A 15,921-nucleotide genomic window follows, 5' to 3' on the forward strand; every position below is an offset into this window, starting at 1 on the left:
AATTTTGGGAAACCAAAGTAAATAATCCAGTATTAATGGATAACATTGTTTAATTAAAAGGAGCATTATCAAATGCAAGCAAATACATATTTAAAATACGGTTCAATCAAAGGCGAAACTACAGCTGAGTCATTCAAAGATTTAATCACAGTATTATCTCTTGATTGGAATATTAGCCGTGAAATTAGCTCAGCGACTGGTACAGCAATGGACCGTGAATCTAGCTCGACTCGTTTAGGCGACGTAACAATTACTAAACTTCAAGATAAAGCATCTCCGGATCTTTTCAAAGAAGCTACAATTGGTAAGGGTTTACCTGCTATTTTCCATATCACTAAACAAGGTGATAAAGTTGAAGAAATCATGAAAATCGAACTAACAGATGCAATGATTTCTAGCTACTCTGTATCAGTACAGAACGATCGTCCAATCGAAACAATCACTATCAGCTACACAGAAATGATGATGACTGTTACTCCTACAGACGACAAAAATAACATTACTGCTCCACTTGTATACGGTTACAGCGGTGTTAAAGGTCAACAAATGTAATATTTGTTGCCTAATAGTAGCTCTGGGCATTGCTCAGAGCTTTTTTTGATCTTTAGGACAGGAAAAGCAAGGAATGCAAAAAGCAACACAAGACAAAAACGTAATTCAAATTAGCACCCCTGCTGGTAAAGATGCCCTCTATTTAACTCGTTTTGTTGCCCAAGAGGCAATGTCAGATCTATTTGTAATGTCTGCCAATATGTACACTATTGGAAAGCAAATAGCGCATGAAGATTTAGTTGGTAAACCTGTATCTATTAAAGTAAGAAATGCAGAAGGCGGTGGTGAGCGTTATTATCACGGTATTGTTAGTCATTTGGTTTCAAATGGTAGTCGTACAGCTGATGTTGACGAGCAAAAAAATTATATAGATTATCAAGCGACTATTGTTCCTTTCGCAGCGTCTATGCGAAATCGTAAAAACAGCCGCATTTTTCAAAAGAAAACAATTAAAGATATTTTTGCTGACTTATTTGGCCAACATAACGTTGCCTTTTCAGATAAAACGAGCAAAACCTACCCTAAATATGAATATTGTGTTCAATATCAAGAATCTGATTTTGATTTTATTCAACGCTTACTTCAGCACGAAGGTATTTTTTACTTTTTTGATCACACAAAAAGTAACCATACATTAGTTTTAGCTGACGATATTACAGCTTATGAAGTGTGTGGCGAGGCGAAAGTAGTTTATTCAACAGGTCACCTTAGTGAATCGCATGTGTCGCGCTGGCAAGGTGGTTTAAGCATAGCGCCAGGCAGCTTTAAACGTGTAGGTTATGACTTTAAACAGCCATCAAGATATCCTGACGGCGAACAAGCAAACCCTGAATTGCCAACTCAATCAGTATCTGAAATATTTGAATATACTGGTGAATCTGAATGCCACCCTCGTGCAGCAAGTATGGCGTCGGTGCAATTGGAGTCGCTTCAAAGAGATATGAAGTTATCTAGTGGTAAAAGCGATTGTCGTTCATTTACCGTTGGTAAACTATTTGCTTTTAAAAAGCATGAAGACCCAAGGCTTGAAGGTAAAACATTTGTTATTACGTCAATGATGACATCAATAACAGTACCAAATCAGTCTGGCGCCCAACAAGGCTCCGCAGAAGAAGTTTACTCAAATCACTTTGAATGTGTACCAAAAGAAATACCTTACAGAGCACAAATTAATAAGAAAAAGCCTGTAATAAATGGTGTGCAAACTGCAATAGTAACCGGTGATAGCGCCGACGAAATAATGATAGATCAATTTGGCCGTGTAAAAGTTCAATTTGATTGGGACAGAGAAGGTAAAAAAGATTCAAAGAGTTCATGTTGGATTCGAGTATCACAAAACTGGGCCGGGAAAAAATGGGGGGCATTTTTCTTTCCCCGAGTAGGCCAAGAAGTATTAGTTGATTTTATAAATGGTGACCCAGATCAGCCTATTATAAGTGGTGCAATTTATAACGCTGATTTAATGCCTCCATATGCATTGCCTGCAGAGAAAACGCAAAGCGGTATTAAAACGCGTTCAACTAAAGAAGGTGGCGCAGATAACTTTAACGAACTTAGGTTTGAAGACAAAAAAGGCAGTGAGCTTGTATATATACAGGCCGAAAAAGATAAACAGCTTTATGTCAAAAATGATCAAAATGACAAAACCGATCACGATCATAATATTGAAATAGGTAATGACCGTAAAGCAGAAATTGCTAATAATGATAGTCTAAAAGTAGCTAAAAACCGTCTTGCTGATATTGGTGAAGGCGATACTTTAAAAGTAGGCAAAACTTTAAATATAGAAGCAGGCGATGAGATTGTTATTAAAACAGGCTCAGCACAAATTAAAATGAGTAGCAGTGGCAATATAACTATCGAAGGCACTAATATAGACATTAAAGGTAGTAATATAAAAGTTGATGGCAGTGCTATTACTTTATCTGCTGGTGTAATTAAATTAAATTAGTGTGATTATGGAAATAATAAGTAGTTTTCAAAGTGGTCTTAGGAATGGCATAAATAACAACGGGCACGTTGTATACTGTCGTTATGGCTTGCCTCATTTAATATGTTTACCAATTAACAAGCCAAATGATCCATTGCTAAATCCTGCATTAAATCATTTAAAGGCGATGGATGGCTATTACGCTCAACAGTTTTTTATATACTTGCATACATCATTAAACAGTGAAAATGTTACTTCAGTATTATATCAATATGCAATGCAAAGTATGGTGGCGCTTTCAGATTATACTAAGAGTGAATTAATTGAAGAGTTATCGCTTTTAGTAAAACAAAGTAAATTATTAATCATCCCATTATACGAATAGCATTAATCAAATATAACTAGACAAGGAGTCTAAATGGGTAAGCCCGCAGCTACAATTGGTCACATGCATGTGTGTCCTAAAACAACAGGTACTGTGCCTCATGTTGGCGGCCCTATTGTTTTAGGCTCGACCAATGTATTGATAGGAAGTATGCCAGCAGCGCGTAAAGGCGATATGATGGTATGTATAGGGCCACCTGACAGTATTAAAACAGGCTCTGGCTCAGTTAAAATTAATGGTAAACCAGCAGCAAGAATGGGAGATGATAGCTCTCATGGCGGAAAAATTGTTGTTGGAAATCCTACCGTTTTGATCGGTGGCTAATTTGCTGTTTAACTATATAAGTAATCACCAAGATCAATTACTCATTATTAGTAATGCTCAACTTTGTCCGTTTACTTCTGTAGGGTATGTTAAATCGTTAAAAAAAAGGCTGTTAGAATCATCTTGGTTAAAGGCTAAACGTAATAATTTAAGCCATGAATTTATAATACCGACTTTAGAGCAGCTTATTGACTTTGTTCAAGACGGCTACAGTGAAAATGTTATTGCGCAAGGTTGTGTTGAAATAATGGCAAACCTACCGCAAAACGTAAATATTAATTTTATCAATGACTTACTTGATGAACCCAAATTAAGCGTATTAGCAAAGTCTATCATATGTAAGGTTTTACTTCAGCAACATAGCCTTAATTTAATACCTCTAATTAATATAACTATTTTACTTTTAGCGCACACCCCCAAAGCGAAAGTATCAAAACAGGCACTCGATTCTATAAAGAGTATTTTAGTTGTAACCAGTAAATCTGATACAAAAAAACTAATCGATATTTTTGATAACCTTAACCAATGTGAGCTTGTTAACTCACCGTTAATGTCACTTTTTTTATTATCTCTTAGTTCAGAACAAGTTAACGCCGTCAGTAATCATGCAAGCAATATATTATCTGTAGCTGGCACTTTACAAGTGCTACTGCAAAGTGGTTTTGTAAAATTCATACTGCTTGCTAATACAGCTTTGCATACAGTAGAAAAGCCAGAGCAAATAGTTGCGCTAATGAAACGTACTTTAGGTGAAAAGTTAGACTTACTTGTCAACTTTGAAATACAAATGCAAGCTTGTAGCGGTGATCTACAAGCATTCACAGCTTTTCAGCAACAATTGCAGCTTAACTGGCCAGCTTACGAAAATGAATTATCGTCAAAAAGGTTACTCGCTGGTAAAGCATTGAATGAACATTTAAATGCGATACAAATGTCTGCTATGGATTCATACAGCCAAGCAGTTTTTAACTTATACACATATAATCAATATGTTAAAGCTAAAAGAGTAAACGTTGGAGCACCGGTATGAACGCTTTTAGTTTAATGGTTGATTACTTTTCGTTTCCAACAGCTCAAAGTGTTGACGATTTATTATACGGTGACGAAACAAGTAGCTTGAGTGAAGTTAATTGGCAATCTTGGGAAGTGTGTATTTACGATTGTATCGTTAAATCAAAAGAGTTGATGGGCCAAGTAAAAAATTTAAATGCCCCCTTAATTTGGCTTTTACCTGCGTTGTCGTATCAGAGTGAGCTTAAACAGGTGCTCCAAAGTAGTTTACAGCAATTATATCCAGAGCATGCTCAACACTTTTTGTTTTATGGTGCGTCTAGTGTGCACTTTGCTGTTGGTTTGGCTAAAAAAAATGAATGGGTAAAAGTGAATGTAATTGCGATTGATACAATCTATAAAGCGAATAAGCAAGGGCAATATAGTTACCAGGGTATTGGTGGAGCAGTTACAACCCTTGAGCAGCAAGCAACAGGTTGGGCGCAAATAAGCAATGAAATAGTGCCCTCGGTAGACTTTATTAAACATAATCAATTAAATGGTATGTTTACTCGGTTAGCTGATCAAAGCCAGCAGCTCATTGATATTATCTTCGCCCCAGGAAACGGTGTTAACCCAGAAAGTGAAGTATGGTTAAACGAGTTACAATTGCTCAGTAATTTAATTAATGAGAATACACAATATGAGCTACCTTGTTACAAGCTAGGTCAAATAGGTGCACTTGAAGGGTTAGTGGTATTGTATCAATTAACAACCAGCCCCACTATCGAAAGTCATTGCAAAAATGCATTGATAATTTCGCAAGAACAAGCAAAGCACCAAGGGGCTGCATCATACTTATGGATAAGTGAGGAAGTACACAACTAATGCAAAGTAATCCAGTTGTTTTACAAGGAACAAGTTACTCAATTTGCCTGACTGCTGGTGCTGCAAAGGCGCCTTCAGGTTATGAAGCTGTTGTAACTAATAATACAGTAAGTGCAAGTAATTTAGTCGATCAGATAAGTGAAACGCTTACAAACGATCCCTCTAAACGTCTTGATGCTATTAAATTACTTATAAGTATAGGTGCTGATGCAACAAAAGCTGACGGACAACGTAAAACTGCTAATTCACTTATAGTCGCGATTGCTGCTGGTTCTATCAAATGTTTCCGTGAAAAAGTTAAGTCTTCAATTCAAGTCAATGATAACACTAACAGTGGGGCTGGAAATAAAAAATCAAACAATAAAAATAACGCTACAGCCTCAGGTAAAAACGCCTCTCAAGCGCCCGCTAAAAATACGGGTGGAGCAAGTAATAGCACTGCAAGCGAAGAGTCAATTACAAATCAAGAGTGCCGTTCAGATCCGGTATCAATGCTCTCTGGCGAAGAAATCCTACCGCTTATAGATTTTACCCTAGCAGGCAGTCGCCAATTAGTGTGGCGACGTTTGTATCGCTCATCACATGCTGATGTGTGCACAACAATGGGTAATGGTTGGCGCCATGATTTTATGGCAAGCCTTAGTGAGCATTACTTGTCGCCACCAAAAGTAGGCCCTAAGCAAAAAGGGACTTACTGGTTAGAGTACCAAGACGAGCATGGTGCTAAACATAAATTTGAAAAGGTAAAACCTGGCCAATCAAGCTATCAGTTAAGTAGTAACCTTGCGCTACATTACCAAACAAATGGTAAGCAAGTACTTGTAACGCCAGACGATCAACACCTTACCTTTAAACCAGGCGAAAGCGCGTGGTTGCTTGAAAAAATAATTAACGAAAAAGGCCAAAGCATCGCGTTTTATTACGATGCAAAAGAGCGGCTACACCGTATAGAAGTAAACAAAGTACGTGGCTGTATTATTAGCTACAACGCGCAAGGTTTATTATGCAAAATAGCAGCGTACCACACTGACAAAAATAACAAACAGCAATTACTTTCGCCATTGCTTGCAAGCTACGAGTATGATGAAAACAAAAACCTTGTTCAGTCAACTAATCAGCAAAACGAAACTGAGCGCTACGCCTACAACGCCGCTAATTTATTAACAAAGCGTACCCGAGCCAGTGGCTTTAGCCACCATTTTGAGTGGGATAGCTATTCACCGAGTGCTAAATGTATAAAACAATGGGGCGATAACAACACTTATACTTACCAGTTTGAATACAACCTTGAGCGCGGCGAAACAACCTGTATAGACTCACGCGGTCATAAAGAGCACTTTGTACATAACGCACAAGGTAAACTGGTAAAACATACCGATCCTAACGGCAATGTTTGGCAATATACATACAATGCGCAAGGGCAAAAGCTCAGTGAAATAAAGCCAGATAGCAGTACAACGCGCTATAACTACACACCTTATGGCCAATTAGAAACACTAACGCAGCCAGATGGTAGCCAAACACATTTTGCCTACAACCAACTTGGGCAACGTGTATTAACTACCTTACCTGATGGCCAAACCATTACGCGCAAATACAGCGTGGCTGGCTTATTACAAAGCGAAACCTTTGGCGATGGCCGCACTACGTTATACAGCTACGATAAGCTCGGCCAGTTAACCCAGCATATTAATAAAAACGGCCAAATCACTAAGTTTATTTGGAACGAGCAAGGCGAGCTATTAGCAAAACACCACAACGATGAGCTAATACGTTACAGCTACGACAGCCTAGGCCGCGTAAATGCCACACTTAATAACGCAGGCTTACTCACTCAATATAAATACAATGAGCACGGCCAGCTTACACAAACAATTGCCTTTGATGAAAAAGAGCCTGAAAATAAACAGTATCAATACTTTAGCTACGATGAAGCTGGGCGATTAATTAGCTCGCAAAATAGCAAAGGCGACACCACAGAGCAACACTTTGAAGGGTTAAGCCAACCGCATTGTGTTATTCAGCCCGATGGCAGCGCACTGCATTTAACATACGACAAAGAGCGAAACTTAACGGCCATTGAGCGAAGCGACGGCCACGTATACCGCATAAGTTACGACGCTAACGAAAACCCAACGCAAGTAACTGGGTTTGATGGGACGCTACAGCAGTATAAATACGATGCCTGTAACCGCTTAGCCTCAGTAACACAAAGCAACAAACGTCACGTGAAAATAGAGCGCGACAGCCTAGGCCGTGTAACTGCGCAGCATGCAAGCCTTGCAAGCGACGCTCATATCGTTAATAACGCCAATTACTACCGCTACACAAAGCAAGGTAAAATTGCCCGCGCCCACAACGCGCAATCAACACTAAAACAACGCTTTGATAAAGGCGGCAGGCTATTGTGCGCTGAGCAAGTTAATAACCAGCAGCAAGCACATACCCTAAAGTACAGCTACGACGAATACGGTAGAAGGCAAACCCTGACACTGCCAGATTCAACCACGCTTAAATACAGCTACAACCAGTTTGGCCAGCTAAGCGGTATTAACTTACTCCAAACTAACAGCAAAGAGGTTGAGCTCGCAAAGCCGCTTGTAACATTAAGTTACGACAGCCAAGGTAATATTAAAACCCAGCAGTTTGGTAACAGCATTACCCTTACTCAACAGTTTGATGTATTTAACCGCTTAACGCAGCAACAGCTTACTCACCCAGCGCAAGCATTATTTGATACCTGTACGTATAACTACGACAGCGTAAACCAGCTCATTGCCCGTAAAAACGAAGGCGTAAGCAGCCAAAATATCAATTTTGAATACAACAGCCTCGGGCAGTTAATACAGCAAACACAGGCAAGCTCACGCGCTGATATAACCACACACTACCAGTGGGATAGCTTTGGTAACCCGCAAAGTCAGACTGTTCAATCAAACGCAAGTGATGCAGGCATTAGCGGTACAGACACTAGTGATACAGGCGAGCAGGGTACAAAACATGATGCAGTCAGTAACGAGCATACAGCCAGCTCTTCTATTGATTTAACGCGCGCTACGCATAGTGAATACAACGATTTAGCATCAAATAATTTAGCCCCTAGTAATAATGCCCACACAGAAGTAAACAATGAGGGCACTAACAACACCATAATAAACAGTGCCACCGAGGCCGACCGCCTAACACAATTTGGCGACAGCGACTTTTACTACGACGAGTTTGGTAATCAAATACGCGAAACCGGCAAAGGCATAAAAACCCGCCGTGAATACAACGCGTTTAATCAGCTAAGTTGCTTTAATAACAACGGTACGCTTACTCAATACGATTACGACCCATTAGGTCGTCGTATCGCCAAGCACACCGAGCAGGGCAAAATTGACTATATTTGGGATAACGACCAGTTAATTGGTGAATGCCAACACGGTGAATATACCTGGTATATCAACCTGCCAAATCAATTTCATCCCGTTGCGCTGATTAAAAAAGGAGAGGTGTTTTACTACCACCTAGACCAACTTAATACCCCACGTTTTGTAACCAACAACAAAGCAGAAGTCGTTTGGGAAAACCAAGCAGATGTGTATGGCTACGAAGAGCCCAATCAAGAGCCAGAAGCCGATACTAAAAACAGCTTCACTCAGCCAATACGTTTTCAAGGGCAGTATTTAGACGAAGAGAGCGGCTTACATTACAACCGTTATCGCTACTACAGCCCCAAACAGCAGCGCTTTATAAACCAAGACCCAATAGGGTTAGTGGGTGGGATAAACCATTATCAATATGCACCTAACCCGGTTAATTGGGTGGATCCGTTTGGGTTGAGTTGTAAGGAGGGTTATGCAATTGTGAGGCAGTTTGTAAATGGGCATCAAGAGGGGCATTTTACAATAGAAGTTTTTCATGATGACCTAAGTTACGCAACACATCAGGTTATAACTGCTGAAGATTGGAGCGAAACAACTATTATCCGAGCAGGCTCCTTTAATGGAAAGGGGGAGCTAGCTCATGAGGCTAGAATACCACTGCCAGATGCTGAAGCTGCAATTTTAGTTCAGAAAAATATGATAAGACAAGAGTTGGGAGCCTATCATGTATATACAAATAGCTGTTTATCCCATGTTGCTGATATTTTATCTGCTGGGGAAGGACCTCAGTATGAAAAAACACGAAGAGGTTACTACAAGCTCTTCAAAGATAACGACTTTGGAAGATTACCAACTGATTAGGATTCTTTAATGGCTCTAATTTATTGCAAGAAACATGGTGAAGCAGGTGGAAATCCATACGTTTCGAAACTTTTACAACAAGCTGTATTAGCTGGTGAAAAAATTGATTATGTGAAATTAAAATTAGATTTCTATGATGGTGATGTACTTTTTGACTCTGTAACTTACTTTTTGGCAAAAAGTGAGCTTCCATCTCCTTTTGTTGGTTTAGATGTTGTTAGTTTATATGGTGAGTCTGACGAGCAGTATAGCGACTCACTTTTACTACCATTATTAGAAGGTGGAGGGGTGTGCAATAAATGTTTTAAAGAGTGGTTAATATTGTAATCTAACACTTAGGGTTAGTGAATTGGTTGACCATAATATTTTAGGCAAGAAAATAACAAAGAAAAATAACAAAGACACCCACTCTGATTTTTGCAGTTTAGCGAACTAAGTACTAGGCTTTTGTCAGTATGAAAAATGAGCAGGGTGTCTTATGGCAATTGCAAGAAAGCGACAAGTAAGTTTGGTTGATACAAAATATTACACTGTATCTCGCGCTGTGTTCGACGTGCTTTTTTGTGTGGTGAAGACCATTTTACGGGTCAATCCTACGAGCATCGTAGAGCCTGGGTTGAAGACAAACGGCTTGAGTTAGCCAAGGTATTTTGTATTGACGTCTGTGCTTATGCTGTCATGAGCAATCATACGCACTTAGTGTTGTATGTTGATAATAAAAAAGCGTATCGGCTTAATGATAAAGCGATTATTATTCGGTGGCACAAGCTGTGCAAAGGCACCGTACTTACGCAAAAATACATACAGGGCGAAAAGCTAGGTAAAGCTGAGCTTATCTTTTTTAATCAAACAGTAAAGCAATACCGAGAACGCCTATCAAGTATTAGCTGGTTTATGCGGTTATTAAATGAAAACATTGCTCGCAGAGCAAATAAAGAAGATAACTGCACAGGTAGATTCTGGGAAGGCAGATTCACATCGCAAGCATTACTAGATGAAGCAGCCCTTGCGGCCTGCATGGCGTATGTCGATTTAAACTCCATCAGAGCAAAAATGGCAAATACGCCAGAAGAATCTGACCATACCAGTGTTCAAAAGCGACTAACATACGCAAAAGATGGCAAACAACCAAGACAACTACAGCGCTTTGCAGGCATGCCGCGTCAAATTATGCCAAAAGGACTACCGTTTAAGCTTAAATCGTACCTTGAACTTATTGAATTAACAGGATGTTGTATACGAGAAGACAAGCGAGGGCATATTGAGAGTACACAATTACCCTTACTCGAAAGAGTCAATATTTCCCCTGAAAACTGGTTAAAACTCACCACACAATTTACACGTGTATTTCACGGCGCAGTAGGCAGGCCCACTTCACAAATAGGTTACTGCGAAAATTTAAATCGAAAACGGCGAGCGAATATCAGTAATTGTGAAAAGCTATTAGCATAAACCTTAAATAACTCAGTAGAAAAGTTGAAACTGCATCATGCAGTTATTTTTATACGTGTAATTTAGGTTCAAGAGTGATAATTGCTTATTTAATGAGTGCTTTATGAATAATGATATAAAAAGAGATAAACGCTGAGTCAAAAAAGTAAATCTAATAATACAGCTTTGCTTGTTAAATTAGAGTGAGTGTCTAGTTTAGTTATTCAATTTAATTCCTAATAAGGTTATTATTGATGCATTAAGGAAGATTAAATCTATGGCTAGTAAAAAATATCTGATATTTTTCATCTGGTTTAAGTGCATTGCTTAGTACCTGACTCTTCAGTTATTACTGCTCTATAAAATCTGTATTGTAAGTTACCGAACAATTAATTATTTATTATGATGTGTATAAACACGACCGACTTAACACTTCAAGACGTTGCTTCATTTACTTTAAAAAACAACCCCAGCAAGCAATTTAAAGAAAAGTGGGGTGATGACTACGTAAGTCGCGCAATGCATTTATGGCGTGGAATTAAGGAATGTTATTTAAAAAGTGAAGTTTGTAACTTTACTGCAAAAGATCTTTTATTTGCAATGAGCTATGAATATGCAGTTGCTCCTTACCGCTCTGACAATAATAACGTTATTGAATTTTATAGATGATGCTTTGAAAATTTAAATAAAAAAACAAGGATAGGTAATGAATAAAATAAACACGGATGTAAATTATAAAACAATGGCCGGTAATGCGCGCTTAGTGATGCTTGGTGAATCAAGCCATAGCACTGCTGGTTATAAGTATGAAGCAATAAAGGCAATCAAACAGCTAAAAGCTGCTGGTTTCACGCATTTTGCAATCGAAATGCTACCAAGAGCTATGCAGGAAAAAATAGATTTTTATCAGCGCATAGGTAAAGGCTTTAATGTTATACAGCAGTATTTTAATAAGTATTGGACCCATGGCTATTTAACACCTCATGCGTATGGTGAACTTGTTAAGGCTGCGCGAGATATTGGAATGAAAATAGTCGCGCTCGACGTGTTAGTCGAAACAATGGATATAATGGATAGTTTATGCTCTTCAGAGAAGGGTATAGGAGGCGATTGCTTTGATACTCACACTTATAGAAACGCACTTTGGGCAGTTAATTTAGCTACTATATTAAACCGCTCAAGTCAGAATAGAGTAGTTGCTTTTATGCATCGGTTTCATGCTGTACTAAATGCAGCAGACCAGCCTGGTGTTGATGTATTTCTTAAAGATCACAATATTTTCAATGTTCGTTTTATCGACTTTATTGGAGGGTTAAGTTGCATAAGTGATAGACGTTGCTCAGGTGACTCGAATCAGGATAAATCCTTAAAAGAGCTTTATTTTTATCGAGAAGGCTACCCGTACGAATCGTCTGTTAAATCCTTTCAAGTGCATATACCTGAAAAGCGTGTAAATAGTGATGGTTCACTACAATGGTAAAAATAATATCAATAATTATTCTTACTTGGTGTTTTGTATTTTCTTCGGTTTTGAGCGCATCGCTTTTTCCTAATATAGATATTAATTCCCCTAACCTAACTGTAGAGAAAGCCGCAAAGCAATGCCAAAAAAGCTTAATGCATGCACCTGAGCAATTAGAAGCATGGTGTGAAAAAGCATATAGTCTTGGTGATTGGGAAGCTTTGTATTACATAGGCGTACACACTGGAGATGGTACTCGTTATTTAGAGGAAATTAATTCTCGTATTGCAAATAACGAGTATAGTGCTTTAAAAAAACTTGCTTGGATATACCGAAGCGGCCACTTCGTAAAAAAGGATTTAAGAGAATCTGCACGATTATATGAATTATATTTACTCCATGATAATGAAATAAATTTTCAAACTGTTTCGGCACATTTTGAACTATCCACTATTTACCAAAAGCTTGGCATGTGGAATAAAGTGATCACCCATACTGATTACGTTATAAATTATGCAAATAGAACTGATTGGGAGCATCGCGCTCAATATATACAAAATCAAGCCAAAGCTTCGTTAGCTAAAAATTAAACACTAAATGTATTTACCTATAAATATAAAGGAGCTATAAACGCCTAAACTAAGGCGCTATAGAAATAATATGGAACAACAAAACCAACAAATATTAACCAATCTCGTTTACGATATATACGAAAACCCGACTTTAATAGAAGAGCATCAAGTGCTTATAAAGCCCTTGTTGAGCGATTTAGTTGCCACTGCACCAGCTGGGTTTGAGGGTATGGCGACGATGATTAATACCCATATTTCTAATGGGTTTAAATTTAAAAACCCTAAAATACAAAAATTTGAACTTGAGTCGGGGCTTTTAAAGCTTAAAACGTATTTTCAAAAAATAAACTTATAACACCCTTCATAATTACACACTCAATTTTTAATATTAATGCAGCACTTTTGCTGCATTAGTTTTTTCTCATTAAGGATGATGTATGAGCCTTATTACCACGAGTATTTTAATGCTGTTTTTGCAGCCTTTATTTGTATATTTAGCTCTTTTTAAAGAATCAGAGCAGAGTACTTCAAGCCGTTCACTAGATAATGAAGATGCTATGTATCTATTTATCGCGCCAGGTTTAGCTGTTTTTTACTCTGATAATTTTTGGCAGGCAGTACTTTATTTAGGAGGTGTATGCCTGTTAGGTTTAATGCTTGCTATTATTGTAAAGCACAAAGCTAAAAAGCGATTAACAAGGGGTGACGCTATTGGGTTTACTGTTGCCAGCTTTGTATTTTTTTGGATTATAAAATGGATTATTGGTGGGGTAGCGTATCTTTTTACCGAAAATGCATCGAATGCCACACCGGCCGACTTAGGCCAGCAAGCTTATTCATCAACTTCAGGTGATCTTTTTAACTGGGACTATTTATATTATCAGTTTTGGCCAACGTTATACTTTTTACTTTTTATGCTAGCCACATTAGCTATAAAAATAATAGAAAGCCGGTTTAATAAACATTCACTTTCAGGCTCGTTTATATTATTGAGTGCCGTTTTTGTAGGCGTATCGCCGTTGTTCGGTAATGCTTTTATTTTAGGCGTTATTGCTAACTTTTTTATATTTTTTGTTGTGTGCACGGCATGTATAGAAATTGATAAAAAGAGCGATCCTTCAGCTGGTGCTATTAGTTTTATATATGGTTTTTTGCTTGTGGGCGGTATCGCGTTTAGTAGTATTGGTAAATTAATATATACGCTATTTTATAATTAAATTACCGATTGTTTTTTGATTGAAAAACATGCAGTATTTAGTATGTTTACTTACTTTTTAGTATGAGCATGATTAGTGTAATTAAATAGCCATATACTTGAAGTAATGTATAGCTAAGGCTTGGGAGAGTATTTGCTTTGTTTTTATCGCGTTTAAAGGTTTTTTTATTGGTAATAGTGACGATTACCTTAGTTTTTTTTACTACTACACAGGCTTTTGCAGATATGTTTGGCTTTTCGAAAAAGCATAATTTTATTTTGTCAGCATCATTAAATGGTGAGCTATTAAATAACGGTCAGCCAGTTGCTAATACCGTTGTGACGCGAACGCTAACTTACGGCGATGAATATACTGATGAAGCAACAACAGACGATAATGGGCATTTTTCTTTTCCTGAAAAAACAATTAAAACATCTAAACCTTCAAACATGTTTGATAACGAATCATTGGTTCAGCATGTTTATTTAGAAAATGGGACACCTGAAGGCGTTGTTCTTTGGTATGTCACTATTTCGCTACATGAAGATAGCGATACATTAAGTGAGCTACTTAAAGGTTTAGTTTGCGATATTTCTAAAGAACCCCAAACGTACGATATACCTATTAAAGAGGCGCCAGAGCATGTTTTTACAATTTATGGCGCATGTAAAATTTAACTTTTAGCATACTCATTTAAAGGGAATTTTATGAATACTTTAACACCTACACAAGCTGTACAAATAGCCACTCTTGCTTATAAAGCAAAAAGTATTAAAAGCACAAAGCTGCTAAACAACTCTTTACATCCATCCTTACGTGGTAACTTTAACTTTGGTGTAAATCAAGACGCCGTACAAGGCATATCAGGTGGTTTTTTTTCTCACCTGTTTGGCTTGAGCACTGGGTTTGGGTTATTGGGGCATGGGCAGGGGGATTTTCAAGGTGATTCTGTAATAACTATAAGAGGTACAGCGTCTTTACGTGATGGTTTAACGGATGCTAACTTTGGTTTAAGTGGTGGTTCAAACGGCAGTATGGTGCATGCGGGTTTTAATAAAACGTTTTATTCTATGAAGCCTGCAATACAAGAATTTGTATCAGCAAATGTCCGAGATAAAATGACAGGCTGTGTACATGTGGTTGGCCATAGTTTAGGTGGAGCTTTAGCCGCATTGTCGGCAGATTGGATCAAAGCTGAATATTCTCTACCCGTAAAGCTTTATACGTTTGGCTCTCCTCGGGTTGGTTTAGAACCTTTCTCAAGGGCGACGACATCAAGACTCGATAAAATATATCGTTGTACCCACGGCGCAGATCCTGTAGCTAAAGTGCCTTTATGGCCGTTTTCGCATGCACCTTATAATGGGCAAGAAATTCGGCTTGATAACGGGCAAGGTTTAAAAGGCGCTGCTCACAAGCTTAACGGCACACCAGGTTATATTAATACAGCAAATAGTAATGATTGGAATAACTTAACAGTAAAAGCAAACCACTTTTTGAGTACTCCAGTACGCTTAAAGTTTGAAGATAGAAATCAAGCTTCATTTGGATCTCAGTGGGCTGATAAGCTAAATGCAGCTCTAATTACGTTATTAAAAGATGCAGGGTACTACAGCGCAGTTGCAGCTCAAGCTGCAATTGGAACAAGCTTAACATTCTACGACATGCTTTCTCGCACAGTTAGTCAAATCGCAAAGGCTTCGGCTTCGTTTGCGGCTCAAACATTAGGGTTACTTGGGCACATGTTAGCGTTTGTAGGTAAAGTTATTACGGGTGCTGTTGAGCTCACTTACAACTTTATAAGAAGTGTTTTTGATGACACTTTAAAAGCTTTATACCGCGCCGCGAAAGATGGCCTAAATGGTTTAGATTAAATTAAAATACTATTTAGTAAATTATACGGCTAGTTATTACCGACCGTTATGCTTTTTACTAATTCATATCCGTTTTACGATTGATAAT

General features: G+C 38.1%; 15 protein-coding genes and 1 pseudogene. All 16 read left to right on the forward strand.

What is annotated here, in order from left to right:
* Positions 1 to 72: 72 nt before the first annotated feature.
* The 16 genes and pseudogenes from I6E72_RS15490 to I6E72_RS15565 all read left to right on the forward strand — a co-directional run bounded on the left by I6E72_RS15490 (position 73) and on the right by I6E72_RS15565 (position 15,833).
* A complete protein-coding gene (locus tag I6E72_RS15490; protein ID WP_024607338.1) occupies positions 73 to 552 on the forward strand; it encodes an Hcp family type VI secretion system effector in 480 nt (159 codons plus the stop codon).
* 73 nt (positions 553 to 625) lie between these two features.
* A complete protein-coding gene (locus I6E72_RS15495) occupies positions 626 to 2,503 on the forward strand; it encodes a type VI secretion system Vgr family protein (RefSeq protein ID WP_101216315.1) in 1,878 nt (625 codons plus the stop codon).
* Positions 2,504 to 2,510: 7 nt separating this feature from the next.
* Positions 2,511 to 2,867 carry a hypothetical protein gene (locus I6E72_RS15500; RefSeq protein WP_024607336.1) on the forward strand — a complete coding sequence of 119 codons (357 nt, stop codon included), beginning with the start codon at positions 2,511 to 2,513 and terminating at the stop codon, positions 2,865 to 2,867.
* Between the two features lie 33 nt (positions 2,868 to 2,900).
* Complete coding sequence (locus I6E72_RS15505; RefSeq protein ID WP_024607335.1) at positions 2,901 to 3,191, forward strand: PAAR domain-containing protein; 291 nt, start codon at positions 2,901 to 2,903, stop codon at positions 3,189 to 3,191.
* Position 3,192: 1 nt separating this feature from the next.
* On the forward strand, positions 3,193 to 4,221 hold the full coding sequence (locus I6E72_RS15510; RefSeq protein ID WP_197112965.1) for a hypothetical protein: 1,029 nt from the start codon (positions 3,193 to 3,195) through the stop codon (positions 4,219 to 4,221).
* Positions 4,218 to 5,069 carry a hypothetical protein gene (locus tag I6E72_RS15515; protein WP_101216316.1) on the forward strand — a complete coding sequence of 284 codons (852 nt, stop codon included), beginning with the start codon at positions 4,218 to 4,220 and terminating at the stop codon, positions 5,067 to 5,069. Before I6E72_RS15510 ends, I6E72_RS15515 begins: the two co-directional genes overlap by 4 nt.
* The gene (locus I6E72_RS15520; protein ID WP_231620568.1) at positions 5,069 to 9,298 is read left to right on the forward strand and encodes an RHS repeat-associated core domain-containing protein; all 4,230 of its coding nucleotides are present in this window, start codon (positions 5,069 to 5,071) and stop codon (positions 9,296 to 9,298) included. Before I6E72_RS15515 ends, I6E72_RS15520 begins: the two co-directional genes overlap by 1 nt.
* Positions 9,299 to 9,307: 9 nt before the next feature.
* Positions 9,308 to 9,625: a hypothetical protein gene (locus tag I6E72_RS15525; RefSeq protein ID WP_197112967.1), complete on the forward strand. Its 318-nt coding sequence runs from the start codon at positions 9,308 to 9,310 to the stop codon at positions 9,623 to 9,625.
* Between the two features lie 151 nt (positions 9,626 to 9,776).
* Positions 9,777 to 10,750 (forward strand): annotated as a pseudogene (locus I6E72_RS15530) (transposase).
* Positions 10,751 to 11,131: 381 nt separating this feature from the next.
* Positions 11,132 to 11,398 carry a hypothetical protein gene (locus tag I6E72_RS15535; RefSeq protein WP_197112969.1) on the forward strand — a complete coding sequence of 89 codons (267 nt, stop codon included), beginning with the start codon at positions 11,132 to 11,134 and terminating at the stop codon, positions 11,396 to 11,398.
* Positions 11,399 to 11,435: 37 nt separating this feature from the next.
* Positions 11,436 to 12,209 carry a ChaN family lipoprotein gene (locus I6E72_RS15540; protein ID WP_197112977.1) on the forward strand — a complete coding sequence of 258 codons (774 nt, stop codon included), beginning with the start codon at positions 11,436 to 11,438 and terminating at the stop codon, positions 12,207 to 12,209.
* On the forward strand, positions 12,203 to 12,781 hold the full coding sequence (locus I6E72_RS15545) for a hypothetical protein (protein ID WP_197112979.1): 579 nt from the start codon (positions 12,203 to 12,205) through the stop codon (positions 12,779 to 12,781). Before I6E72_RS15540 ends, I6E72_RS15545 begins: the two co-directional genes overlap by 7 nt.
* Positions 12,782 to 12,851: 70 nt before the next feature.
* Positions 12,852 to 13,118, forward strand: a complete 267-nt coding sequence (locus I6E72_RS15550) for a hypothetical protein (RefSeq protein WP_101216321.1) — start codon at positions 12,852 to 12,854, stop codon at positions 13,116 to 13,118.
* Between the two features lie 82 nt (positions 13,119 to 13,200).
* On the forward strand, positions 13,201 to 13,980 hold the full coding sequence (locus I6E72_RS15555) for a hypothetical protein (protein ID WP_197112981.1): 780 nt from the start codon (positions 13,201 to 13,203) through the stop codon (positions 13,978 to 13,980).
* 137 nt (positions 13,981 to 14,117) lie between these two features.
* On the forward strand, positions 14,118 to 14,636 hold the full coding sequence (locus tag I6E72_RS15560) for a DUF6795 domain-containing protein (RefSeq protein WP_197112983.1): 519 nt from the start codon (positions 14,118 to 14,120) through the stop codon (positions 14,634 to 14,636).
* Positions 14,637 to 14,666: 30 nt separating this feature from the next.
* Positions 14,667 to 15,833 carry a lipase family protein gene (locus I6E72_RS15565; protein WP_101216324.1) on the forward strand — a complete coding sequence of 389 codons (1,167 nt, stop codon included), beginning with the start codon at positions 14,667 to 14,669 and terminating at the stop codon, positions 15,831 to 15,833.
* Positions 15,834 to 15,921: the final 88 nt, after the last annotated feature.

Source organism: Pseudoalteromonas sp. NSLLW24, assembly GCF_015864725.1.
GTDB lineage: Bacteria > Pseudomonadota > Gammaproteobacteria > Enterobacterales > Alteromonadaceae > Pseudoalteromonas > Pseudoalteromonas arctica.